General features: G+C 71.4%; 20 protein-coding genes. 8 read left to right on the plus strand and 12 right to left on the minus strand.

Features of this window, described 5'->3' with window-relative positions; genetic code table 11:
• Window positions 1–35: 35 nt before the first annotated feature.
• The 3 genes from ACZ7L7_RS26045 to ACZ7L7_RS26055 all read right to left on the minus strand — a co-directional run bounded on the left by ACZ7L7_RS26045 (window position 36) and on the right by ACZ7L7_RS26055 (window position 3,894).
• A complete protein-coding gene (locus tag ACZ7L7_RS26045) occupies window positions 36–668 on the minus strand; it encodes an HAD family acid phosphatase (protein WP_472077392.1) in 633 nt (210 codons plus the stop codon).
• 112 nt (window positions 669–780) lie between these two features.
• A complete protein-coding gene (locus tag ACZ7L7_RS26050) occupies window positions 781–1,302 on the minus strand; it encodes a hypothetical protein (RefSeq protein ID WP_472077394.1) in 522 nt (173 codons plus the stop codon).
• A gap of 318 nt (window positions 1,303–1,620) precedes the next feature.
• Window positions 1,621–3,894: an NACHT domain-containing protein gene (locus tag ACZ7L7_RS26055; RefSeq protein WP_472077396.1), complete on the minus strand. Its 2,274-nt coding sequence runs from the start codon at window positions 3,892–3,894 to the stop codon at window positions 1,621–1,623.
• A gap of 474 nt (window positions 3,895–4,368) precedes the next feature.
• On the opposite strand from ACZ7L7_RS26055, the gene ACZ7L7_RS26060 reads away from it, so the two are divergent.
• On the plus strand, window positions 4,369–4,974 hold the full coding sequence (locus tag ACZ7L7_RS26060; protein ID WP_285516403.1) for a M23 family metallopeptidase: 606 nt from the start codon (window positions 4,369–4,371) through the stop codon (window positions 4,972–4,974).
• 19 nt (window positions 4,975–4,993) lie between these two features.
• On the opposite strand, the gene ACZ7L7_RS26065 is transcribed toward ACZ7L7_RS26060, so the two are convergent.
• Complete coding sequence (locus ACZ7L7_RS26065) at window positions 4,994–5,611, minus strand: TetR/AcrR family transcriptional regulator (RefSeq protein ID WP_453606332.1); 618 nt, start codon at window positions 5,609–5,611, stop codon at window positions 4,994–4,996.
• Between the two features lie 118 nt (window positions 5,612–5,729).
• Here ACZ7L7_RS26065 and ACZ7L7_RS26070 point away from each other — a divergent pair, with 118 nt between their 5' ends.
• Window positions 5,730–7,280: an MDR family MFS transporter gene (locus ACZ7L7_RS26070; RefSeq protein ID WP_285516401.1), complete on the plus strand. Its 1,551-nt coding sequence runs from the start codon at window positions 5,730–5,732 to the stop codon at window positions 7,278–7,280.
• Between the two features lie 68 nt (window positions 7,281–7,348).
• On the opposite strand, the gene cseC is transcribed toward ACZ7L7_RS26070, so the two are convergent.
• From cseC to ACZ7L7_RS26095, 5 genes are all read right to left on the minus strand, one after another.
• The gene (gene cseC / locus ACZ7L7_RS26075) at window positions 7,349–8,683 is read right to left on the minus strand and encodes a two-component system sensor histidine kinase CseC (protein ID WP_453606334.1); all 1,335 of its coding nucleotides are present in this window, start codon (window positions 8,681–8,683) and stop codon (window positions 7,349–7,351) included.
• A gap of 12 nt (window positions 8,684–8,695) precedes the next feature.
• On the minus strand, window positions 8,696–9,397 hold the full coding sequence (gene cseB / locus ACZ7L7_RS26080; protein WP_285516399.1) for a two-component system response regulator CseB: 702 nt from the start codon (window positions 9,395–9,397) through the stop codon (window positions 8,696–8,698).
• A gap of 146 nt (window positions 9,398–9,543) precedes the next feature.
• Window positions 9,544–10,227, minus strand: coding sequence for a hypothetical protein (locus tag ACZ7L7_RS26085; protein ID WP_285516398.1), 684 nt, complete (start codon window positions 10,225–10,227; stop codon window positions 9,544–9,546).
• The gene (locus ACZ7L7_RS26090; RefSeq protein WP_093723516.1) at window positions 10,215–10,754 is read right to left on the minus strand and encodes a SigE family RNA polymerase sigma factor; all 540 of its coding nucleotides are present in this window, start codon (window positions 10,752–10,754) and stop codon (window positions 10,215–10,217) included. Before ACZ7L7_RS26090 ends, ACZ7L7_RS26085 begins: the two co-directional genes overlap by 13 nt.
• A gap of 244 nt (window positions 10,755–10,998) precedes the next feature.
• A complete protein-coding gene (locus ACZ7L7_RS26095; protein WP_453606337.1) occupies window positions 10,999–11,925 on the minus strand; it encodes an HhH-GPD family protein in 927 nt (308 codons plus the stop codon).
• Between the two features lie 595 nt (window positions 11,926–12,520).
• On the opposite strand from ACZ7L7_RS26095, the gene ACZ7L7_RS26100 reads away from it, so the two are divergent.
• Window positions 12,521–13,342 carry a hypothetical protein gene (locus ACZ7L7_RS26100; protein ID WP_285516396.1) on the plus strand — a complete coding sequence of 274 codons (822 nt, stop codon included), beginning with the start codon at window positions 12,521–12,523 and terminating at the stop codon, window positions 13,340–13,342.
• A 15-nt stretch (window positions 13,343–13,357) separates the two neighbouring features.
• Here ACZ7L7_RS26100 and disA read toward each other — a convergent pair whose 3' ends face one another.
• Both disA and radA read right to left on the minus strand, forming a co-directional pair.
• A complete protein-coding gene (gene disA / locus ACZ7L7_RS26105; protein ID WP_093723497.1) occupies window positions 13,358–14,482 on the minus strand; it encodes a DNA integrity scanning diadenylate cyclase DisA in 1,125 nt (374 codons plus the stop codon).
• Between the two features lie 81 nt (window positions 14,483–14,563).
• Entirely contained in the window at window positions 14,564–15,973 is a 1,410-nt protein-coding gene (gene radA, locus ACZ7L7_RS26110; protein ID WP_093723498.1) for a DNA repair protein RadA, read from the minus strand.
• A gap of 184 nt (window positions 15,974–16,157) precedes the next feature.
• Between radA and ACZ7L7_RS26115 the strand changes: the two genes are divergently transcribed.
• On the plus strand, window positions 16,158–17,951 hold the full coding sequence (locus ACZ7L7_RS26115) for a BACON domain-containing protein (protein ID WP_472077400.1): 1,794 nt from the start codon (window positions 16,158–16,160) through the stop codon (window positions 17,949–17,951).
• Window positions 17,952–18,060: 109 nt separating this feature from the next.
• Here ACZ7L7_RS26115 and ACZ7L7_RS26120 read toward each other — a convergent pair whose 3' ends face one another.
• Complete coding sequence (locus tag ACZ7L7_RS26120; RefSeq protein WP_285516393.1) at window positions 18,061–18,912, minus strand: DUF3109 family protein; 852 nt, start codon at window positions 18,910–18,912, stop codon at window positions 18,061–18,063.
• Window positions 18,913–18,995: 83 nt separating this feature from the next.
• Here ACZ7L7_RS26120 and ACZ7L7_RS26125 point away from each other — a divergent pair, with 83 nt between their 5' ends.
• The 4 genes from ACZ7L7_RS26125 to ilvD all read left to right on the plus strand — a co-directional run bounded on the left by ACZ7L7_RS26125 (window position 18,996) and on the right by ilvD (window position 23,497).
• Window positions 18,996–19,940, plus strand: coding sequence for a Ppx/GppA family phosphatase (locus ACZ7L7_RS26125; RefSeq protein ID WP_285516392.1), 945 nt, complete (start codon window positions 18,996–18,998; stop codon window positions 19,938–19,940).
• 97 nt (window positions 19,941–20,037) lie between these two features.
• Window positions 20,038–20,862 (plus strand): sugar phosphate isomerase/epimerase family protein, encoded by an 825-nt coding sequence (locus tag ACZ7L7_RS26130; protein WP_285516391.1) that lies wholly within the window; start codon window positions 20,038–20,040, stop codon window positions 20,860–20,862.
• On the plus strand, window positions 20,859–21,473 hold the full coding sequence (locus ACZ7L7_RS26135) for a TetR/AcrR family transcriptional regulator (RefSeq protein ID WP_285516390.1): 615 nt from the start codon (window positions 20,859–20,861) through the stop codon (window positions 21,471–21,473). The genes ACZ7L7_RS26130 and ACZ7L7_RS26135 overlap by 4 nt, the downstream gene beginning before the upstream one ends.
• A 170-nt stretch (window positions 21,474–21,643) precedes the next feature.
• Window positions 21,644–23,497, plus strand: a complete 1,854-nt coding sequence (ilvD, locus tag ACZ7L7_RS26140) for a dihydroxy-acid dehydratase (protein ID WP_472077403.1) — start codon at window positions 21,644–21,646, stop codon at window positions 23,495–23,497.
• The last annotated feature ends 70 nt before the right edge of the window (window positions 23,498–23,567 follow it).

Below are 23,567 nucleotides of genomic sequence, written 5' to 3' on the forward strand. Positions count from 1 at the left end.
TGGCACCGGCCCTCTCGTGTGCCCGGGGGCTTGGTCTACGACAGCTGGCCGTCGTAGTCCGGCAGCTTGTACGTCTTCTCGGCGTGGCCGCCTGAGAGGTCTGTCGCGCTGTTGCCGATGTTCGCAATGATCGTGTAGCCGCGGTTCTCGATGTCGACGCGCTGGGCGGTCTTGTACGCGGCGACATCCTTGAACAGGTCCAGGAAGCCACGGACGTAGAGCCCGGCGACCTTGTAGCCGCGGTACTTGAGGTTGTAGTCCGTGAAGGCGTAGATGATGCCCGGGCGGGCGGTCACGAAGAACAGGGCCACACCGTGCTCCTGGGCGTACTTGGCGACCTCCAGGACCGGCTTGTTGGCCGGCTGGGGATAGCTGAAGCCGAAGTCGGTCTCCAGGGTGGTGTTGTCGATGTCGAAGACGATGGCCTGCTTCTCACCCGGCTTGGCGTTCGCGATCCGCTGCTTGATCTCGGGCAGCGCGCGCTCCATCACCAGCCGGCAGTCCTTCTGCCAGGTCTCGTAGTCGACGTCCGCGGTGGCGGCGGCGGCCGCCACGGTCTGCGCGCCGGTGCTCGTGGCGGCCTCGGCGGGTCCGGCGAGAGCGACGAGGGCGGCTGCGGAGGCTGCGGTGGCGCCTATGCGGAGCGCCCAGGGGCGTCGGGTCGTCATCTGTGGGAGGTTCCCTTCGCGTACGGCCAGCATGTCGTGTGCATGTTCGTCTTGCTGGGTGGCGCGAGAGGAACCGTAGGGTTACTGGGGGGTAGGGCGCTAGAGGCGTGCATTAGACAATGCGGCGGATGCGTTCGAATGTGCGGTCCGGGGGGAGAGGGGTGAGCGTTTCCTCGGGGATCCGGGTGACGTTCGTGGCGGGGACGACGGTGGCCGAGCGCAGGTTCGGGAACAGGGCGGGGACCGTGGAAAGGTCCTCGGTGCCTTGGAAGTTGTTCAGCTTCAGGTGCGTGATGCCGGGCAGCGGGGGGCCGTTCCAGCCGCCGTGGTGCTGCCAGTCGATGTGCAGATGGGTCAGCTCCGGCAGGCAGGTGATCTCTTCGTGGTCGGCGGGGGAGAGCGGCGAGGTCAGCCTGGACAGGCTGAGCAGGCGCAGCGAGCGGAAGTGGCGCAGTCCGCGCAGTCCGGTCAGTTCCAAGGCATGCTTGGTGAACCGCAGATAGCGCAAAGTCAGATCCCGGGGCAGCGCCTCGACGAGGGACTCGCCCTCCAGCAGGATCCCCAGGTCGAGATGGTCCAGGGTGGGCGAGCCGGAGAGCACGGACAGGTCAAGTCCGCGCGGCAGGAGGTCCAACGACAGCCAGGCGAGGGGGAGATGGGCCGCCCCGACCAGACTCTCCAGGGCGAAGCACTGGCTGATGCCGAGGGAGGACAGTCCGTGCAGGCCGGACAGGCAGTCCAGGTCACGCAGCTCGTCGTTGTTCTCGAAGGTGAGTCGGGTCGTCTTCCCGGCATCGAGCCCGGCTCGGACCTCCTCCGGCGCGATACTGCCGACGAGGTGAACGGCGGGCCTGCCCCCGAGCCGGCGCAGAAAGCGGAGATGGCCGGCCGAGTGGGCGCTGAAGAACAGCTCCTCCTGCTGGAGGTGGGCGATGACCTCCTCCCCGTACCGCTACGTCGGGAACCGGTCCCAGGCCCACGACAGCTGCGCCCGTACCGCCACCGCCGGATGCTCCCGGAACCGCGCCAGCACCGGCAGCGCCGCCTCCGTGCCGATGAGGGACGCGGTGACGACGACCGCCCGTGCCTCCTCCTCGTCCAGCCCCTCGGGGCCCGGCAGCAGCTCCAGGGCCAGCGGGCCGACCTCCGCGAGCGCCCGCGCCTCCTCCGTGGTCCGGGGCGGGATCAGCTGGGCGGCGTCGCGCTCCACCTCCGCCCGCACCCCCGGGTCCAGCTCCGTCGCGTGCTCCAGCGAGGCCAGTGCGAGCAGCCGCAACCGGGCGCTCACCGCTCCCTCGGCCGACTCGGCAGCCGCACCCAAGTCCCGTAGCAGTTCCGCCCGTTCGCGTGGCCGCGCGTGCGCCACCGCCATCCGGACCACGTCCGCCCACTGCTCGTCGGCGGCCCCGCGCACCAGCAGTCCGAAGTCGCCCTCCTCCACGGCGGCCTTGGCGCCCAGGTAGTCCTGGAAGGTGCGGTGCACGAACTCCACGGTCCCGGGGACCGGTTCGCGCAGCAGGCCGCTGCGGACCAGCAGATGGCGCAGGATCTGCCCGGCGTCGCCCTGCTCCGCGACCACCGGCAGCGACGGCAGGGCATCGCCGATGATCCGCTCGGCGCGGTCGCGGTCCAGCTCGGACTGGTTGTTGCGGATCAGCCAGTACGCGAGCCGCTGGAGCAACTGGATCTGGGGCTGCTCGGCGAGGAACACCTGCCCCTGCCCGAACATGTCCCGTTCCTCGTCCCGGCGGGCCAGCAGCATCGACAGGGCGGCGTCGTACAACTCCTTGCGGCCGTGCGGGAGGTAGCCGCGCCGGTCGCGGTGCAACGCGCACAGCAGCCCGCACATCAGCGGGTTGGTGGCGAGCCGTCCGAGGTCGGGCTTGGTGCGTACGGCGTCCAGGAGAGAGCGCCGGTAGCCGTCCAGACGCTCCGGGTCGGGGGCGTCCGTCCGGGCCGCGGTGTGCCAGCGCTCGATGAAGGCGGCCACGTCGTCCTGGCTCATCGGCAGCAGGGCAAGCTCGGTGAAGCCGTCGGCGGCGAGCCAGTCCTCGCGTACGGCGGAGGGGCGGGAGGTGACCAGCCACTGGTTGCCGGGGTAGACGTCGAGGAGGTCGCGCAGCCAGCGGCGGGTGCGTTCGCGTTCCCGCTCGGGGATCTCGTCGATGCCGTCCACCAGCAGCAGCCCGCGTCCGCTGGTCAGCACGCGGTCGGGCCAGCCGTCGGGCTGGGCGGCGTGGAAGGGGACGCGCACGGCGGACAGGAACGCGTCGGGCGCCGGGAGACCGTCCGCGCGGCGGGCGAGGGTGCGCAGCGGCAGTACGAAGGGGATCCGGTCGCCGCGCTCACCGCGCGCCGCCGTGACCGCCAGCCACTGCACGAGCGTGGTCTTGCCCGAGCCCGCGACCCCGCGCAGCAGCACCCGGTCGGGCGCGGACAGCGCCCGCTCGGCGGGCTGCGCTCCGGCGGAGGAGGTGATGTGCGGGCCGCCCGCGCCGGTCGCCCGGTCGTCCTCGCCGGGGCCGAGGGCCTGGAGGCTGAGATAGGCGGCGTCCAGGGGCCAGCGGTCGGGGGAATGGGTCAGGTCGATGCCGTAGATCGTGAGCTGGCCGTGCTTGGTGGTGACGTAGGCCAGGTAGCGCTGTTCGAAGGGCGTGTCCGCGCCTCCCGTGGGCGGGGTGCGGGTGATCAGCTCGTCGACCTTGGCGATGAGCTCGCGCTGGCGGCGGGACTGCTCGACGAGGGTGCGTTCGGCGAAGGCGGAGCGCTGGGTGAAGAAGTTCAGGATGTGCAGGCAGGCGGTGGTGAGCAGACGGTCGTAGAACTGCGCGGCGTCGTAGGACAGCTCGCGGTCGGGGTGGCCGGCGGTCTTGCGCAGGCTCGCCGCGAGGGAGTCGTGGCCCAGCTCCACGGCCTGTACGTCGGTCATGGTGAGGTCGCCGAGGGCGTACAGGGTGTCCGTGAGGGCGTGGACGACGGCCTCCTCCTCGTCGGCGGGGGCGGGGCGCTCGCCGTTCTTCAGCGCCCGGCTCACCAGCTCGGCGGAGAGCTTGTGCAGCGCAGGACGGTCGAGGGTGCGCTTCTCACCGCGGAAGGAGACGAACCCGGAGATCCGGACCGGGCGGTCGACCAGGACGGATCCGGAGCGCTCGACCACGAACAGCTTCTTGATCAGGGGCGCCACCAGGGGGGACGCCAGCCTTACGCCTATGGCTGCGGGTTCCACGGGTGGCTACTCCTTGGGGCGGTTGCTGACGAGGACGGAGAGGACCGGGAGCGCGAAGGCGTTGACTGCGCGGCAGCGGGATGCCGGGTCCGACCCGCGCTCCCCCGTCGTCATATCAACGCAGGTCAGCGTAGCGCCGGTCACATTGCGACGTCCTTGGATCTTGGGTACCGGTGACTTGCCGCACAGGCGATTTGTCCCTTACTAGGCGGAATAGTTGATACGCCTGAGGGGGCAAATCGGACTTTTGGTTCAGACCTCTGAAGCTCGCACGGCTGTGATGTGCGGTTTCGTCCTGGATGGGTGCTCTGTCAAGGAGTCATCAGTCATGAGCTGAACTACTAGTTTCCGTCGTAGATCACACGTTTGAGGCGAGATGGGCGCCGGGGTTACCAATGACGAGCCGCCCGGCAGCCGCCCGGCAGTCACCCGCTCGCCGGGTGGTTCTCCTGTCCCCGACACCACGAGGTCTCGATGTCCCAGCGCGTCTCCGTCCGTTCTTCCCGTACGTCCACGCTCCGCAACCGCGTCGCCGCCGTGGCCGCCGCCCTGGGGGCGACGGTCGTGCTGGGGGCCGGAGTCGCCTCGGCCGCCGAGCCCGCCGCCGCGAAGAGCGCCGCCACCGCCAAGACCGTGAGCACCGCGAAGGCGAAGAAGGCCCCGTCCTGGGTCAAGCCGGTGAAGAAGTACACGAAGTCCGCCAGCTACGCCCAGAGCGGCGCCCGCTGGCAGTCCACCCACAGCGGCCAGGACTTCGCCGTCCCGAGCGGCACCCAGGTCTACGCCGCCCACGGCGGCACGGTCGTCAAGGCCGGTGGCTACGGCGCCGGTGACGGCCCCGCCTACGGCAACGCCGTCGTCATCAAGCACGGCAATGGCACGTACTCGCAGTACGCCCACCTGTCGAAGATCCAGGTGAAGATCGGTCAGGTCGTCAAGACCGGCCAGAAGATCGCCCTGTCCGGCAACACCGGCAACTCCAGCGGTCCGCACCTGCACTTCGAGATCCGCACCACCGCCAACTTCGGCTCGGCGGTCGACCCGGTCGCGTTCCTGCGCGGCAAGGGCCTCTCGCTCTGACGAGCTTGACCCCGGTGCTCTAACGAGTCTGATCCCCGGAACCCTTGGCGCCCCCGTGCGCCTGGGTGACCAGATCGATGGCGACCTCCAGGACGGCCTCGCGCTTGTCCTCGGGGTCGCCTTCGAGTTCCATGTGCACGAACATCCCGGCGTGCATGGTGAACAGGGCGCTGATGCAGCGGACCTGGTCCACCAGGGCCGCGTCCGGGTCTATGACGATCTCGCGCATGCCCGCCATGCGCTCCTTGAACATCCCGCCGATGCTCAGGTCCCGTACGGTGGCCTGGTTCTCCTGCATGAAGCGGAACAGCGGCGCGGCGTCGTGCAGTACGTCGCCGTAGCGCCGCAGGATCTCCCGCTTGGTCTCCAGCGTGTGCGGCTGCCGCCGCCCCCACTCGACCAGTTCCTCGATCGGGCGCGTCAGATCCTCGAAGAGGCTGACGATGATCTCTTCCTTGGTCTTGAAGTGGTAGTAGAGCGCCGCCTTGGTGACACCGAGGCGCTCGGCGATCTCCCGCAGCGAGGTCTTCTCGTACCCCTGCTCGGCGAAGAGCTCCAGGGCCACGTCCTGGATGCGCTGGCGGGTGTCGCCGCGGCGCCGCTGCCTGGTGCCGTCCGTGTCGCCCATGCCGCCCATCCTCGTACTCCTCGCCGCTTTCCAAAAACTTACTTGACGCCCGGCTAGTGACGACTCTACCTTCCTGAAGCGTAGAGAACTAGCCGGGCGGCAAGTAAGTAGACGGGGAGTGGGAGTGATGGCGCAGACCCAGGCGGCGGCCCAGGCCGCGGACGCGATACCGGAGGAACAGCCCAGGAGCGTGCGGGTGGTGCTCCTCGCGCTCATGATCACGATGATGCTGGCGATGCTCGACAACATGATCATCGGTACCGCGATGCCGACGATCGTGGGTGAGCTGGGCGGGCTCGAACACCTCTCCTGGGTGGTCACCGCCTACACCCTCGCCACCGCGGCCTCCACCCCGCTGTGGGGCAAGCTCGGCGACATGTACGGCCGCAAGGGCGTCTTCATGAGCTCGATCGTGCTGTTCCTGATCGGCTCCGCGCTCAGCGGCATGGCCCAGGACATGGGCCAGCTCATCGGCTTCCGCGCGGTCCAGGGCCTCGGCGCCGGCGGCCTCATGGTCGGTGTGATGGCGATCATCGGCGACCTGATCCCGCCCCGCGAGCGCGGCAAGTACCAGGGCATGATGGCCGGCGTCATGGCGCTGGCGATGATCGGCGGCCCGCTGGTCGGCGGCACCATCACCGACCACTGGGGCTGGCGCTGGGCCTTCTACATCAACCTCCCGCTCGGCATCGTCGCACTCCTCGCCATCAGCGCGGTCCTGCACCTGCCGAAGAAGCGGGCGCAGGCCCGGATCGACTACCTGGGCGCCGCGCTGCTGACCGTCGGCATCACCGCGACCGTACTGGTCACCACCTGGGGCGGCACCGAGTACGCCTGGACCTCCGCGCGGATCATGGAGCTGATCGGCATCGGGGTCGCCGCCCTCGTCGGGTTCGTCTTCTGGCAGACGAAGGCCGCCGAGCCGGTCGTGCCGCTGCACATCTTCCGCAGCCGCAACTTCACGCTGATGTCGGTCATCGGGTTCCTCGTCGGCTTCGTGATGTTCGGCGCCACCCTCTTCCTGCCGCTGTACCAGCAGTCCGTGCAGGGCGCCTCCGCCACCAACTCCGGGCTGCTGCTCCTGCCGATGCTCGGCGCGATGCTGGTGACCTCGATGGTCGCGGGCCGGGTCACCACCAACACCGGCCGCTACTACGTCTTCCCGGTCCTCGGCAGCGCCCTGATGGTCGTCGGCCTCTACCTGCTGTCCACCATGGACACCGGCACCTCGCGCTTCACCTCGGGTGTCTTCATGGCCGTGGTCGGTCTCGGCATGGGCTGTCTGATGCAGATCACCATGCTGGTCGCGCAGAACAGCGTGGAGATGAAGGACATGGGCGTGGCGTCCTCCACCACCACCCTCTTCCGCACCCTCGGCTCCTCCTTCGGTGTCGCCATCATGGGCGCGCTCTTCAACAACCGGGTCCAGGACGTCATGGCCGATCGCGCCGGGTCCCTGGGCGCCGAGGTCACCGAGCAGTCCGCGCAACTGGACGCGGCGAGCCTGGCCAAGCTGCCCGACGCGGTGCGCGAGGCCTACCAGCACGCCGTCTCCTCCGGCATCCACTCGGCGTTCCTGCTCGGCGCCGCGGTGTCGGTGCTCTCGCTGGTCGCGGCGGTGTTCGTGAAGGAGGTCGCGCTGAAGGGCGCCGGCCCCAAGGAGGAGACGGCGGCGTAGACCGTCCGGCCCGCTGGCTGCCGGCGCCGAGCCGGAGTTGTCCGAGGAGCTCTGAGCCCGACGCACCGTCACGGGAGCATCGGATAGCTCCCCGTGTTCGTCGGCGCGTGTTCCGGCAGCCACAGCACCGCCACCGCCCCCTCCGCCGGTACGCCCTCCGGGGCGCCGGCCGGGCGGATGTTGCGGAAGGTCAGCCGGGCGCCGAGCACCCGGGCCTGGCCCGCCGCGATGGTCAGGCCGAGGCCGTGCCCGTGCCCGGCCCGGTCGGTGCTGCCGGTGCGGAAGCGGCTCGGACCCTCCACGAGGAGCGCCTCCGGGAACCCGGGGCCGTGGTCGCGGACCCGGATGACCCGGCCCTCGACGGTCACCTCGATCGGCGGTTTGCCGTGCCGGGCGGCATTGGCGAGCAGGTTGAACAGCACCCGCTCCAGGCGCCGAGGATCGGTGGTGACCTCCGACTCGTGCACCACCCGCACCTCGACATCCGGGTCCTTCGCCGCGACCCGCCGGGTGATGAACTCGCCCAGCATGATGTCCTGCAGCTCCGCCCGCTCCGAGGCCCCGTCCAGCCGGGCCACTTCCAGGACGTCCTCCACCAGCGTGCGCATCGCCTTCGCCCGGTCCAGCACCAGCTCGGTCGGCCGCCCCGGCGGCAGCAGCTCCGCCGCCGTCAGCAGCCCGGTGACCGGGGTGCGCAGCTCGTGCGCGATATCGGCGGTCACCCGGCGCTCGGCCTCAAGACGCTGCTGGAGGGCGTCCGCCATGGCGTCCACCGCCCGCGCCAGATCGTCGGTCTCGTCCCGTACGACCCCGCCGATGGCGTCCCGCACCCGGACGTCCGTCTCGCCCTTGGCGACCTGCCCGGCCGCGACGGCCGCCTTGCGGAGCCTGCGCGACATCTGACCGCCGATCAGCACACCGATCGCGCTGCCGCCGAGGACGACCGCGATGGAGCCGATCACCAGCGCCTGGTCGAGGTCGTTGAGGATGTCGGTGCTGCGGTCGGTGAACCCGCTGTGCAGGGACAGCACCCGCCCGTCCTGCACCGGCACGGCCGCCCATATGTCCGGCCCGCCGCGCGAGTCGGTGACGTAGGTCGCCCGCCGGTTCTGTCTGACCTTCTCGCGCAGGGGTTCCGGCAGATTCGGGTCGTCGACCTTGACGTTCGGGAAGTTGGGGCGGCCGGACAGCTCGTAGTTGCGCTGGGCGATCTGGATGCGCTCGGCGGCCAGGTCACGCGCGTTGTCCAGCATGGAAACCCGCGCGGCGTTGTGCACGACCAGGCTCAGCGCCACCGCCACCAGCGCGCCGACCAGCGCGATGGCCGCGCTGAGCTTCCACTTCAGCCCGGTCCGGATATCGGCCGCGCGCAGATCAGCGCGGCGCCAGGAGAACCCCCGCATGCCCGGTCCCGCTCAGCCCTTGAGCTTGTAGCCGAAGCCGCGGACCGTCTCGATCCGGTCCTGGCCGATCTTGGTGCGCAGCCGCTGCACATGGACGTCCACGACCCGGGTGTCCCCGCCCCAGCCGTAGTCCCACACCCGCTCCAGGAGCTTGTCCCGGGAGAGCACGGTGCCCGGCGCGGCGGAGAACTCCAGCAGCAGCCGCATCTCGGTCGGTGTGAGCGCCACCGGCCGGCCGGCCCGGCGCACCTCCATCCCCTCGGTGTCGATCTCCAGCTCGCCGAAGGTCAGCACCCCGCCGGTGGACCCCTGCCCCGCGTCCTCCGCCTGGGCGCCGTTGGCGTGCCCGAAGCGGCGCAGTACCGCCCGGATACGGGCGACCAGCACCGCGCCGTCGAACGGCTTGGTGACGTAGTCGTCCGCGCCCGCCTCCAGACCCAGCACCACGTCGATGGAGTCCGCCCGCGCCGACAGCATGATCACCGGCACGGTCGACTCGTCGCGGATCCGGCGGCACAGGCTCACGCCGTCCAGCCCGGGCACCATGACGTCCAGCAGGGCGATGTCGGGGCGGTTCGCACGGAACGCCTCCAGGCCCGACAGGCCGTCGGGCATGGCGGTGACCGCGAAACCGTCCCGCTCCAGGGCGAGCTGGGTGGCCTCGCGGATGACGTCGTCGTCCTCGACGAACAGAACGTGGGTCTGGTCTGCCATCCCGGTGCTCTCAGTCCTCGTGGCTAGTGGTGGGCTGTCAACGGATTCCAGCGGCTTTCAACAGGAGATCGGTCGCAGGGGCCCGATCGGTTCACACCGTCGGCGTCGAACCTCCGACAACCGCTCGCGCGCCCCCGGCACCGCGTTCACGCCTCCGGCTCCGGCGTGGGCGGATCGCCGACGACGGTGCCGTAGTCGTTGTGCCAGAAGTACTCCTGGTTGAAGCGGGTTCCGTTCCAGCGGTACGTGATCACGTTCTCGCCGGACGGGCTGGACACCGGGTCGCCCCTCTCGTACACCTGCTTGCTCACCACCAGATCGCCGCGGTCGATCTGGGCGTAGACCGGCGGCTCCTCCGCCTGGAACACATTCTCGTACGAGCCGTCCTGCTCGCGATACACATATGAGCCGATCCCGACGCCGTCCCCGCAGGTCAGCACGTTCACGACGACGTCCTGTGCGGTGCCGCCGGTGAGTTCGCCGAAGGAGGTGTCGATGGGGTAGTCGTCGGCGGCGCAGGGCTTGAGGTCGCGCTTGACCTCGGTCGACACCAGCGGGTCCGCCTTGATCAGCCGGATCACCTCCGCCTGGCCGGGGCGGTCGCTCGCCGAGGGCAGCGGAGACGCCGTGGGAGAGGCGGCGAGGGCGGCGCCCGCTCCGGACTCGTCACGGGCCGGGCCCTCGTCGCGGGCGCCGGTGCCGCCGGTGCCGCAGCCGGACGTGAAAAGGGCGAGGGCGGCGAACACGGCCAGCGCCGTGATCACCGCCTGATGGTTTCCCCGGGCCGGTTCCGGCCCCGCGTCGGGCGCCTTGATGGCTAGGCCGCGCACCGCTCCCGCTCCTCACGCTCCAGCGCGCGTGCGTCCAGATCGCGGCTCTCCAGCTCCTCGCGGAGCCGGGCGAGCGCCCGGTGCAGCGTGCTCTTGACCGTTCCGGCCGACATGCCGAGGGCGGCGGCCGTCTCCTCCGTGGACATCTGCTCCCAGTGTCGCAGCACGACGACACTGCGCTGCTTGGGGGCGAGCACCTTCATGATGTCCATCAGCAGGGCGCGGTCGGCGTGCTGTTCGGTGGAGTCCTCGACCGAGGCGTCCGGGAGCTGCTCGGTCGGCACCTCCTCCAGCTTGCGCGCCCGCCACCACTCGGTCCGCGTGTTGATCATGACGCGGCGCAGGTAGGCGTCCGCGAGCCGCTTGTCCTCGATGGTCTCCCAACGCCCGTACGTCCGCACGAGCGCCGTCTGGAGGAGGTCCTGGGCGTCGACGGGGTCCGGCACCAGCCGGCGGGCGCTGCGCAGCAGCGCGTCCTGCCGGGTGCGGACGTACTCCTCGAATTCGAGCACCTCGCCCTGCGCCATGTTGACCGCCTCCACATCCCCGTTGGACTACCTCTGTGCTTCTGTCGAGCACGGGAATGAAGCTACGGAGGGGTTGTCACGGCGCTGTCCGAAGCAGCCTGCGGCCAGCAATCGGCTGTCCGTCGGTTGTGTAACGGAAGTAGGAAACGGGTAAAGCGGCGCACGGAGTTGTGCCGGTATGGGCGGATTTGGCGGTGTCGCTGTGTCAACGGCAGCCGAGACAAACCTCCGGTCGGCGGTCCGGCTATGTCAACGGCAGCCGGTACAGACCCCCGGGCAACGGCTCGACCAGTCCGTCCGCCACGAGCCCGTCCAACGCCCGCGCCCGCTGCACCGGTTCGTGCCACACGCGGTCCAGGGCCGCCTGCGGCACGGGAGCGTGGGCCTCGCGCAGTACGGCGAGCAGCTTGCCGCGGACCTGGCGGTCGGTGCCGGCGTAGGTCTGGCCGCGGCGGGGCGGACCCTCGTGCTCCGGCTTGCCCTTGAGCCGCCAGGCGCAGCGCGCGGCGATCGGACAGCGGTGGCACGACTCGTTCTTCGCCGTGCACACCAGCGCGCCCAGCTCCATGGAGGCGGCGGCCCAGCGCGCGGCCGTCGACTCGTCCTCCGGCAGCAGCTCTCGGGCCAGCTTGCGCTCTGCGGCGGTGGTGGCGTTCGGCGGGTACTGGACCCCGGTCACCGCCCGCGCGAAGACCCGGCGGACGTTGGTGTCGAGCACCGGGTGCCGCTGGCCGTACGCGAAGGAGGCGACGGCGGCGGCCGTGTACTCTCCGATGCCGGGCAGCGCGAGGAGCTGCGCGTGATCGGTCGGTACGTCGCCGCCGTGCCGTTCCGTTATCGCCACCGCGGCCCCGTGCAGCCGCAGGGCCCGCCGCGGATACCCGAGCCGGCCCCAGGCCCGGACGGCCTCGCCGGGCGCCTCCTCGGCCAGATCGGCGGGCCGCGGCCACCGGGCCAGCCACTGCTCGTAGACCGGCAGCACCCGGCTCACCGGCGTCTGCTGCAGCATGAACTCGCTGACCATCACTCCCCATGGCCCGGCCTCCGGCCGCCGCCAGGGCAGATCGCGTGCATGGTCGTCGAACCACTCGATAACGGGAACGTGCAACGGCTCGCTGGACACACCGTCAAGGGACTCGGGACGGGCGTCGAACTCTGTGGGCGCAGTCATGGCCCTACCGATCCTGCCATGCGGGGCAGGGGGGACGGGGGGACCGCCGCACCGGGGCCGCCGTTGGGGCGGTGCCGTCGCTCCTGTCCGGCACGGCACTCCGGGCATGCCGGTGTTCACCCGTATGCGGGACGACCGGCCCCCATGCCCGGCACGGCGCCGTCAGGCCGCACATGGTGCCCTTCTCGACCCGCACGCCCTGGGTGGACCATGCGCGCCCGCACCACCGCGACTCTTGCCGCCGCCCTGCTGCCGGCCGCGCTCGCCAGCTGCTCGTTCGACGGCTCCGGGCAGCTGAGGGTGGCCAACCCACCCATGTGAGCGGGAGCGGCGTGCCCCAGCCCGCGTATCCGCTGGAGGCCAAGGTCCGCGGCGGTGACTGTCTGCACGGGAACATCCTCTTCGAGGCGCCGCAGGCGTAAGACTGCTCAACGGCCTTTCCCCGGTGCGGAGTTCCTCGTTCCGTCAGGAAGGGGGAAAACCACGGGCCCGCCTCGCCGTTGTGATCGTTTCCGGGATGATGATCCGGAAAAGTTGTGGCTCCGGGCGGCGGGTGGGGCAAGCGAACGCGCCGATCTCTCGTACAGTTTGCGCCGTGGGATCTCTGCGCAATCCGGTCGGGCCGCTTCCCTCCTCCATCTATTGGCGACGGAGGGCCGTACTGCTGTCTGTTGTCGCCCTGTTGGCGCTGCTGATCGCATGGGTGCTCGCCTCCGGCGGTGGTGGCGACAAGGACAACGCGAACGGGAACAACGGCAAGAATCCCGCGCCGTCCACCATCACGCCCGGCCCGTCCGGCTCCGGCCCCGCCATCAGCCAGGCTCCGGGTGGGCGGGACGAGTCGGAGGACGAGGGTTCCGGGGACTCGGCGGGCTCGGGTCCGGGCTCGGGCGACGACTCCGGGAACGGTGACGGGGCCGGCGGGTCCGGCTCGGACGGTGCCGCCGGTGGCGGGGCCACGGGTGGCGGTACGGGTGTCGGCGCCGGCGACGCGCTCCCCGCGGGTTCCTCGCTGCCCAACTGCACGCCGAGCGCGGTGAAGTTGACCCTCCGCAGCGTCCGCAACACCTACGGCCCCGGTGAGACGCCCAAGCTGCAGATCACCGCGACCAACTCCTCCGGCGGCGACTGCAAGGTCGATCTCGGCCCGAAGAAGGCCGTCGTGACGATCACTCAGGCCGACAGCGACGAGGACTACTGGTCCTCCGCGGACTGTCCCAAGACGGCCGGCAGCCTGGTCTTCCGCGTGGCCGCCGACAGCAGCGTCACCTACACCGTGACGTGGGATCGCAAGCCCAGTGCACCCGAGTGCGCGACCCCGCCGTCCGGCTCCGCCCCCGCGGGCACGTACCTGGTGGAGGCGACCACGCCGGGCTTCGGCAAGGCCCAGACCTCGTTCGTACTGGAGAAGGACTGAGCGGAGGCCGAGGCCTCAGACGTAGCGCTCCAGGATCGACGACTCCGCCAGCCGCGACAGGCCCTCGCGCACACTCCGCGCGCGGGCCTCGCCGACGCCGTCCACCGTCTGCAGGTCGTCGACGCTCGCGGCGAGCAGCTTCTGCAGGCCCCCGAAGTGCTCCACCAGCCGGTCGATGATGGCGCCCGGCAGCCGTGGCACCTTCGCCAGCAGCCGGAACCCGCGCGGCGACACCGCCGAGTCCAGCGCCTCCGGAGACCCGGTGTACCCCAAGGCCTTCGCCACCGTGGGCAGTTCCAGCAGCTCCGCGTGGCTGAGCGCGTCCAGCTCGTACAGCGCCTCGTCGACCGTACGGGACCGCTTCGCCGTCGGCTCGGGCACGTAGTCCCGTACGACCAGTTCCCGCTCCGGCTCCACGCCCGCGATCAGCTCGTCGAGCTGGAGCGCGAGCAGCCGTCCGTCCGTGCCCAGCTCCACCACGTACTCGGCGATCTCGGTGGCGATCCGGCGGACCATCTCCAGGCGCTGCGCCACCGCGGAGACGTCCCGGACCGTCACCAGGTCCTCGATCTCCAGCGCGGACAGCGTGCCCGCCACCTCGTCCAGCCGCAGCTTGTACCGCTCCAGCGTCGCCAGCGCCTGGTTCGCGCGGGACAGGATCGCCGCGGAGTCCTCCAGCACCCGCCGCTGCCCGTCGACGTACAGCGCGATCAGGCGCATCGACTGGGAGACGGAGACGACCGGGAAGCCGACCTGCTTGCTGACCCGGTCCGCCGTGCGGTGCCGGGTGCCCGTCTCCTCGGTGGGGATCGTCGGGTCCGGCACCAGCTGCACGCCCGCGCGCAGGATCTTCGACAGGTCCGAGGAGAGCACGATGCCGCCGTCGAGCTTGCACAGCTCCCGGAGCCGGGTCGCCGTGAACTCGACATCCAGCACGAAACCGCCCGTGCACATCGCCTCGACGGTCTTGTCCGAGCCCAGCACGATGAGCCCTCCGGTGTTGCCGCGGAGGATCCGCTCAAGGCCGTCGCGCAGCGCCGTGCCGGGTGCCACGGCGCTCAGTGAGGCGCGCATCAGGCCATCGGCACCGGAGCTCCCGCCGGCCTTTCCGGGAGCTGCTGCCCGGTCGTTGGCTGCCACTGCACTCCTCCGGTCGCAGGTTCTGGGGCGCTCCCGTTTCGCACATTCGGTTCGTACGGACGGGCGAGACCTGGGCAAAGTCTACCGGCGGTCCTCCGCCTCCCGTGGGGCCTCTCGCCGACGCGAGCGAGGAAGGACCCGGAGCGCGTCCCCTATGTCCGCGACTTCCAGCACCTTCATGCCTGGCGGGATCTTGCCGGGATCCCCCGGTACGAGCGCGTGTGTGAAGCCCAGCCGGTGCGCTTCGGCGAGCCTTCGCTGCACGCCCGTGACCCGTCTGACCTCGCCCGCGAGCCCCACTTCGCCGATCGCGACGAGGTTCTTCGGCAGCGGGGTGTCGCTGGCCGCGCTGGCCAGCGCGAGGGCGATCGCGAGGTCGGCGGCGGGCTCGGAGAGCTTCACTCCGCCGACCGTCGCGGAGTAGATGTCCCGTTTGCCCAGGGCGCTGATCCGGCCTCGCTGCTCCAGGACCGCGAGCATCATCGACACCCGGGAGGTCTCCAGCCCCGAGGTGGTGCGGCGCGGGGAGGGGATCTGCGAGTCGACGGTGAGCGCCTGCACTTCGGCGACCAGTGGGCGGCGGCCCTCCAGGGTGACCGTCAGACAGGTCCCGGGGACCGGTTCGTCACGTCGTGTCAGGAAAAGTCCGCTCGGGTCGGCCAGGCCCGTGATGCCCTCGTCGTGCAGTTCGAAGCAGCCGACCTCGTCGGTGGCGCCGTAGCGGTTCTTGACGCCGCGCACCAGGCGCAGGCGCGCGTGCCGGTCTCCCTCGAAGTGCAGGACGACATCCACCAGGTGCTCCAGCAGGCGCGGGCCCGCGATGGCGCCGTCCTTGGTGACATGGCCCACCAGCAGCGTGGACATGCCGCGTTCCTTGGAGGCCCGGATGAGGGCGCCCGCGACCTCCCGCACCTGGGCCATGCCGCCGGGGGCGCCGTCGATCTCCGGGGAGGCGACCGTCTGCACGGAGTCCAGGATCAGCAGGGAGGGCTTGACCGCGTCCAAGTGGCCGAGCACGGCCGCCAGATCCGTCTCCGCCGCGAGATACAGGTGGTCGTCGATGGCGTTGATACGGTCGGCGCGCAGCCGCACCTGGCTCGCCGACTCCTCGCCGGTGACGTAGAGGGTGCGGTGCTCGTCGCTGGCCGACTTGGCGGCGACGTCCAGCAGCAGCGTCGACTTGCCGACGCCGGGCTCGCCCGCGAGCAGCACCACCGCGCCGGGCACCAGCCCGCCGCCGAGGACCCGGTCCAGCTCGGGCACGCCGGTGGGGCGGGCGGTGGCCTGCCGCCCGTCGACCTGGCCGATGGGCAGCGCGGACGTGGTGACACGCCCCGGCGCCGTCGTACGGACCGCGGGCGCGCCGTACTCCTCGATCGTCCCCCACGCCTGGCATTCGGGGCAGCGACCGAGCCATTTCGCCGTCTGCCAGCCGCACTCGGTGCAGCGGTAGGACGGGCGCTCCTTGGCGGTCTTCGTACGGGCAGCCATGACCGAAACGGTAACCGCCCCCACTGACATCACCCGCGCACCCGTGGCGAACCGGCCACGGCGACCGGGAACAAACCCCGGAACCCTGGGTTCCTGTACTCGTTTGAGGGATCGTTTCACCCGTACGAAGGAAATGTGCTCAAGGTGGGAGAAGCCGCCTCACCTACCCGCCTACGGTCCACGGATGACGAGCAGCCGACCGGAGACCCCCATCCGCACCACCGGCGCACACCGAGCGCACCGGGAGGCGCGTGACCGAGGCGCGGCGCGCACCCTGGCGCAGCGTCCGCCCGCGCGTTACGAGCCCTACCTGGACGGCCTGTTCACCTACTGCCTGTCCGTCCTGTGCGACCACGACACCGCGACCGCCGCCCTCGGTGACGTCCTCGTCCTCGCCGAGCGCCGCGGGCAGCGCGTCCCGGAGTCCGCCGATGACCGCCGCGCCTGGCTGTACGCGCTGGCCCGCTGGTCCTGTCTGCGCAAGCTGGCCGAGGCCAAGCAGAAACGTCAGGCCACCCATGCCGCGGGCCGCCACGGCCCCGCGCGCCGGCCCGCCGCGCCGCCCGCCTCCGAGCAGGTCCAGGAGGAGCGCCGACGGCAACTGGCCCTCCTCGCCTGGCCGGAGGCGGCCGGTACCACCCCCGAGCAGCGCGAGGCGCTCGAACTCGCCGTACGCCACCACCTCGCCGCCCACGAGGTCGCCGCCGTCCTCGGCACCGACCCCGCGGCCGCGCGCGAACTCCTCGCCTCCGCCGCCTGCGAGGTGGAACGCACGCGTGCCGCCCTCGCGGTCGTGGAGACCGGCGCCTGTCCCGGCGTCGCCGCGCTCACCGGCGACAACCAGTTCGTGCTGTCCACCGCCCTGCGCCGGGAACTGGTCCGCCACGTCGACGACTGCCCCCGCTGCCGCCGCACCGCCGAACGCGCGGTCCCCGGCCGCTGGCCCGGCTCCAGCGTCACCCCCGCCGAGCTGCCCGTCCTGGAGGCACCCCGCGCGGCCCTCTACCTCGCCATGACGCACGGCGGTCCACGCGCGCGTGCCGCCGCGCCCCGCTTCGACCGGCGCGGATTCCCGATGGACCCCAAGGACCGCGCCGCCCGCCGGGACCGGCTGCGCGCGCGTGCCGTCACCACCACCGTCGTCGCCACCGTGGTGGCCGCCCCCGTCCTCGCCCTGTGGGCCGCCTACCGGGGCACCCCCACCGGCGAGGGCGTCGACGGCCGCTCGGCCAGCGCCAGCGAGGCGCAGGGGCCGGGCGCGCTCGACGGCCGGACAGTGGGCGGCGGATACGAGAACGCGGGCAGCGCCAGCAGCCGCCCCGACGGCCGGCCCGGCCGGGACAGCAGGCCCGACGTCACCGTCGAGGTGATCAGCGTCACCGGCGCCGACAAGAAGGGCGCGGCGCAGCTCGGCGTCTCGGCCGACACCAGCGGCGACACGACCCTCATCACCCTCACCGCCACCGGCGACGCCCCCGTGCGCTGGTCCGCGAGCACCGGCGCCGCCTGGCTCTACCTGAGCCGTTCCTCGGGAACCCTCGCGCCGGGCGAGTCGTTCACGATCAAGGTGTACGTCGATCCGTTGCGGGAGCCCTCGGGGTACTGGACCGCCCGGGTCGCGGTGTCACCCGCGGGTGCCGTCGTCCGTATTGACGGCTACGGCACCGCGCCCAGCCCCACGACCCCGGGCTCCGGCACCCCGACGCCCACCCAGCCGACGCCGAGTGACCCGCCGCCCACGACCCCGGACCCCACCCCCACGGACACGACGCCGACCCCGACCGACCCGCCGCCCACCGACCCCACGCCGAGCGACCCGCCCCCGTCGTCCTCCGACCCTGACCCGCCGCCCAGCGGTCCGGAAGACACGGCGAGCCCGGGGGACACGGCGGGCCCGGGGGACACAGCGAGCCCGGGGGACCCGGGAGGTTCCACGCCGCCCGGCGGCAGCGCCGATCCGGGTCCCGCCACCTCGTAAGCCGTGTCAGGCAAGTCCGGCCGTGTCAGGCGACTCCGGCCGTGTCAGGCGACTCCGGCCGTGTCCAAAAGTCCCGCCTGCCGCCCGAGGCCCGGCCCGGACCCACGGCTCAGCCCACCGGATCCGCCGGGTGCGGTGCCACCAGGGGCAGCTGCGACGCCAGCCGTGCCTCGCAGAGCTCGACCAGGCGGTCGTAGCCCGCCTTGCCCATCAGCTCCGTCAGCTCCGCCCGGTAGGACACGTACACCGGTTCCCCGGCGCCGTGGGCCGAGGTCGCCGAGGTGCACCACCAGTGGAGGTCGTGGCCGCCCGGGCCCCAGCCGCGGCGGTCGTACTCGCCGATCGACACCTGCAGTACGCGGGTGTCGTCGGGGCGGTCGATCCAGTCGTACGTGCGACGGACCGGGAGCTGCCAGCAGACGTCCGGTTTGGTCTCCAACGGCTCGCGGCCCTCCTTGAGGGCCAGGATGTGCAGCGAGCAGCCCGCGCCGCCGGGGAAGCCCGGACGGTTCTGGAAGATGCAGGAGCCCTGGTAGGGGCGGGTCTGGCGGTCGCCGTCCTCGTCCACGGAGACCCAGCCGGTCTCCGTGCCCACGTCATGGTGCTGCCAGATCTCCGGGGTGAGCCGCGCCACATGCTCCGCGACCCGCTTCTCGTCGTCCTCGTCGGAGAAGTGGGCACCGAGAGTGCAGCAGCCGTCGTCCGCCCGGCCCGCCTGGATGCCCTGGCAGCCCTGGCCGAAGATGCAGGTCCAACGAGAGGTCAGCCATGTCAGATCGCAGCGGAAGACCTGCTCGTCGTCCGCAGGATCGGGGAACTCCACCCACGCGCGTGCGAAGTCGAGGCCCTTCTCGTCCGCGACCAGGTCCTTCTTCTTCGCCTTCTTCGACGGCTTCACCTGCGAAGAACCTCCGGATGATTTGGGCGCCTTCTGGTCCTTCGCCTTTTTCGTCTTTGGCACGCGTCCAGGGTAAGTCGCGCAGCCCCCGGGACGGGACCGCTCCGGGGGCCGCACCGGGCCCGGCGGGCAGTAGCGTGCCCTACATGAGACTCGGTGTCCTCGACGTGGGATCTAACACGGTGCATCTGCTGGTCGTGGATGCGCACCCGGGCGCGCGACCGCTGCCCGCGCACTCGCACAAGGCGGAGCTGCGCCTCGCCCAACTGCTCGACGAGAGCGGGGCGATCGGGCCCGACGGGGTCGACAGACTGATCTCGGTCGTCCAGGAGGCGCTCCAGGCCGCCGAGGACAAGGGTGTGGAGGACCTGCTGCCGTTCGCCACGTCCGCGGTGCGCGAGGCCAGCAACGCCGACGAGGTCCTCGCCCGCGTGAAGGCGGAGACCGGCGTGCGGCTCCAGGTGCTCACCGGCGCCGAGGAGGCCCGGCTGACCTTCCTCGCCGTACGGCGCTGGTTCGGCTGGTCGGCCGGGAAGCTGCTGGTGCTGGACATCGGCGGCGGCTCGCTGGAGATCGCCTTCGGTATCGACGAGGAGCCGGACGCCGCGGTGTCGCTGCCGCTGGGCGCGGGCCGGCTGACCGCCGGATGGCTGCCGGGCGATCCGCCCGACCCCGAGGACATCCGGGCGCTGCGTCGTCATGTCCGCGCTGAGATCGCCCGTACGGTCGGCGAGTTCAGCCGGTTCGGGCCGCCCGACCATGTCGTGGCCACGTCCAAGACGTTCAAGCAGCTCGCCCGGATAGCTGGCGCGGCCCGCTCCGCGGAGGGGCTGTACGTCCAGCGCGACCTCAAGCGCGAGTCCCTGGAAGCGTGGGTTCCGCGGCTCGCCGGGATGACCACCGCGGAGCGTGCCGAGCTGCCCGGAGTCTCGGAGGGGCGCGCGGGCCAGTTGCTGGCGGGCGCGCTGGTCGCCGAGGGCGCGATGGACCTGTTCGGGGTGGAGGCGCTGGAGATCTGTCCGTGGGCCCTGCGCGAGGGCGTGATCCTGCGGCACCTCGACCACATGCCCGTCACCGTGGCGCCCGCGTGACCTGTGCCACTTCGGCGGGGACCGGTTCCGGTCGCCCGCCGCCTGGGCGGTGGAATCGGCGTCCCGGCGCCCAGCCGGGCCCCGTACTCTGTCCCTCGTGGCAGAACCTGTAGTGCGCATCCCGGATGCGAAGGTCGCTCTGTCGACGGCCTCGGTCTATCCGGAGTCGACAGCGACGGCCTTCGAGATCGCCGCGCGCCTCGGGTACGACGGCGTCGAGGTCATGGTCTGGACGGACCCCGTCAGCCAGGACATCGACGCCCTGCGCAGGCTCAGCGACTTCCACCGCGTGCCGATACTCGCCGTCCACGCCCCGTGCCTGCTCATCACCCAGCGCGTGTGGTCCACCGACCCCTGGGTCAAGCTCCAGCGGGCCCGCGCCGCCGCCGAGAAGCTCGGCGCGAGCACGGTCGTGGTGCACCCGCCGTTCCGCTGGCAGCGCCAGTACGCGCGTGACTTCGTCTCCGGGATCTGGCGCATGGCCGACGAGACGGATGTGCGGTTCGCCGTCGAGAACATGTACCCCTGGCGCTACCGCGACCGCGAGATGCTCGCGTACGCCCCCGACTGGGACGTCACCAAGGACGACTACCGTCACTTCACGATCGATCTCAGCCACGCCGCGACCGCCCGCACCGACGCCCTTCATATGATCGACCGCATGGGCGACCGGCTGGGACATGTGCATCTCGCCGACGGGCGGGGATCGGCCAAGGACGAGCACCTCGTCCCCGGCCGCGGCAGCCAGCCCTGCGCCGAGGTGCTGGAACGTCTCGCCCGCACCGGATTCGACGGCCATGTCGTCATCGAGGTCAACACCCGCCGGGCCATGTCCAGCGCCGAGCGCGAGGCCGACCTCGCCGAGGCGCTCGCCTTCACCCGGCTCCATCTGGCCTCCGCCGTGAAGGTGCCCCGGCCATGACCGGCAGCACCCAGACCCCCCGACGGGGCCGGGGCCGCCGTACCCGCAGCGAGGCCGCCGACACCCGGGCCCGGATCCTGGCCGTGGCCCGCGAGGAGTTCTCCGAGCGCGGCTACGAGAAGACCTCCGTGCGCGGCATCGCCAAGGCGGCCGGGGTGGACTCCGCGCTGGTGCACCACTACTTCGGCACCAAGGAACAGATCTTCGGGGCGGCCGTGGAGGTCGCCTTCGCGCCCGCCTTCCGGGCCCGGGACGACATCCTGGACGGTCCCCTCGACGGCGTCGGTGAACGGCTCACCCGGACCATCTTCGGCCTCTGGGAGAACCCGGTGACCCGGGCCCCGCTGCTCGCCATCGTCCGCTCCGCGGTCAACAACGAGACCGCCGCCGCCGTCTTCCGCCGGCTGGTCGCGACCCAGCTGCTGCGCCGCATCGGCGAGCAGCTCGACCTCCCGGACGCCGACCTGCGCGCCGAACTGGCGGCCGCCCAGCTCGTGGGTGTCGCGATGATGCGGTACGTGATCCGGATCGAGCCGATCGCCTCGGCGGACATCGAGCGGGTCGTCGCGCGGGTGGCACCGGTGGTGCAGGGGCACCTGACCGGGCCCTGACAGGGCCTACGCCGCCCTGCTCTGCCCGGCCCCGACAGGTCCCGACAGGTCCCGCTCCAGCGGCCCGGCGACCGAGACAAGCGTCCCGCATTCCGGACATCGTGTCCGGACCCTGGATGACCGGCGTACGCTCGTCAGCAGACCTATCTGTTCCGAAGGAGCGAGCGACGATGCCCGAGCTGAGGTCCCGCACAGTCACCCACGGCCGCAACATGGCGGGCGCCCGCGCCCTTATGCGCGCCTCCGGTGTACCCGGTGCGGACATCGGCCGCAAGCCGATCATCGCCGTCGCCAACTCCTTCACCGAGTTCGTGCCGGGCCACACCCACCTGCAGCCGGTGGGCCGGATCGTCAGCGAGGCGATCGTCGCGGCCGGCGGCATCCCGCGCGAGTTCAACACCATCGCCGTCGACGACGGCATCGCCATGGGCCACGGCGGCATGCTCTACTCCCTGCCCTCCCGCGACCTCATCGCGGACAGCGTGGAGTACATGGTCGAGGCGCACTGCGCCGACGCCCTGATCTGCATCTCCAACTGCGACAAGATCACCCCGGGCATGCTGAACGCCGCGCTGCGGCTGAACATCCCGACCGTGTTCGTCTCCGGCGGCCCGATGGAGTCCGGCCGCGCCACGCTGGTCGACGGCAGCGTCCGTACGCTCGACCTGGTCGACGCGATCTCCGACGCCGTGAACGACAAGATCTCCGACGAGGACATCCTCCGTATCGAGGAGAACGCCTGTCCGACCTGCGGGTCCTGTTCCGGCATGTTCACCGCCAACTCGATGAACTGTCTCACCGAGGCCATCGGCCTGTCCCTGCCGGGCAACGGCTCCACCCTCGCCACCCACACCGCGCGCCGCCGCCTGTACGAGGACGCGGCCCGCACGGTCATGGACATCACCCGCCGCTACTACGAGCAGGACGACGAGACGGTCCTGCCGCGCTCCATCGCCTCCTTCTCGGCGTTCGAGAACGCGATGGCGCTGGACATCGCGATGGGCGGCTCCACCAACACGATCCTGCACCTGCTGGCCGCCGCCCAGGAGGCGGGCGTCCCCTTCGGCCTCGCCGAGATCGACGAGGTCTCCCGCCGGGTGCCGTGCCTGGCGAAGGTGGCCCCGAACGTCGCGAAGAACCGCACGTACTACATGGAGGACGTGCACCGCGCGGGCGGCATCCCGGCCCTGCTGGGAGAACTGCACCGCGCGGGCCTGCTGCGCGAGGACGTCCACTCGGTGCACAGCCCGTCCCTGGCGGACTGGCTCAAGACCTGGGACGTGCGCGGCGGTTCGCCCTCCCCGAAGGCCGTCGACCTGTGGCACGCGGCGCCGGGCTGCGTCCGCTCGGCGGAGGCGTTCTCCCAGTCCGAGCGCTGGGAGACGCTGGACGACGACGCCGAGGGCGGCTGCATCCGCTCCGTCGAGCACGCCTACTCCAAGGACGGCGGCCTCGCGGTCCTCAAGGGCAACCTGGCCGTCGACGGCTGCGTGGTGAAGACGGCCGGCGTCGACGAGTCCATCTGGACCTTCGAGGGCCCCGCGGTGGTCTGCGAGTCCCAGGAGGAGGCCGTCCAGAAGATCCTCACCCAGCAGGTCAAGGAGGGCGACGTCGTCGTCATCCGCTACGAGGGCCCCAAGGGCGGCCCCGGCATGCAGGAGATGCTCTACCCGACCTCGTACCTGAAGGGCCGCGGCCTGGGCAAGGCGTGCGCCCTGGTCACCGACGGCCGCTTCTCCGGCGGCACTTCGGGCCTGTCCATCGGCCACGCCTCCCCGGAGGCGGCGGCGGGCGGCACCATCGCCCTCGTCGAGGACGGCGACCGCATCCGCATCGACATCCCGAACCGCACCATCGAGTTGCTGGTCGACGACGCCGAACTCGCCCGCCGCGAGCAGGCGTTGGGCGGCGTGTACGCCCCGAAGAACCGCGAGCGCAAGGTCTCGGCGGCGCTGAAGGCCTACGCGGCCATGGCGACCAGCGCGGACAAGGGCGCGGTGCGCGACGTCAGCAAGCTGGGCTGATACGGCACTTGAGGGGCCGCCTCCGGTGGGGCGGCCCCTTTGCTGTGCCGGTATTCGGCGGATACGGGCC

Source organism: Streptomyces sp. NPDC110618, from assembly GCF_055657065.1.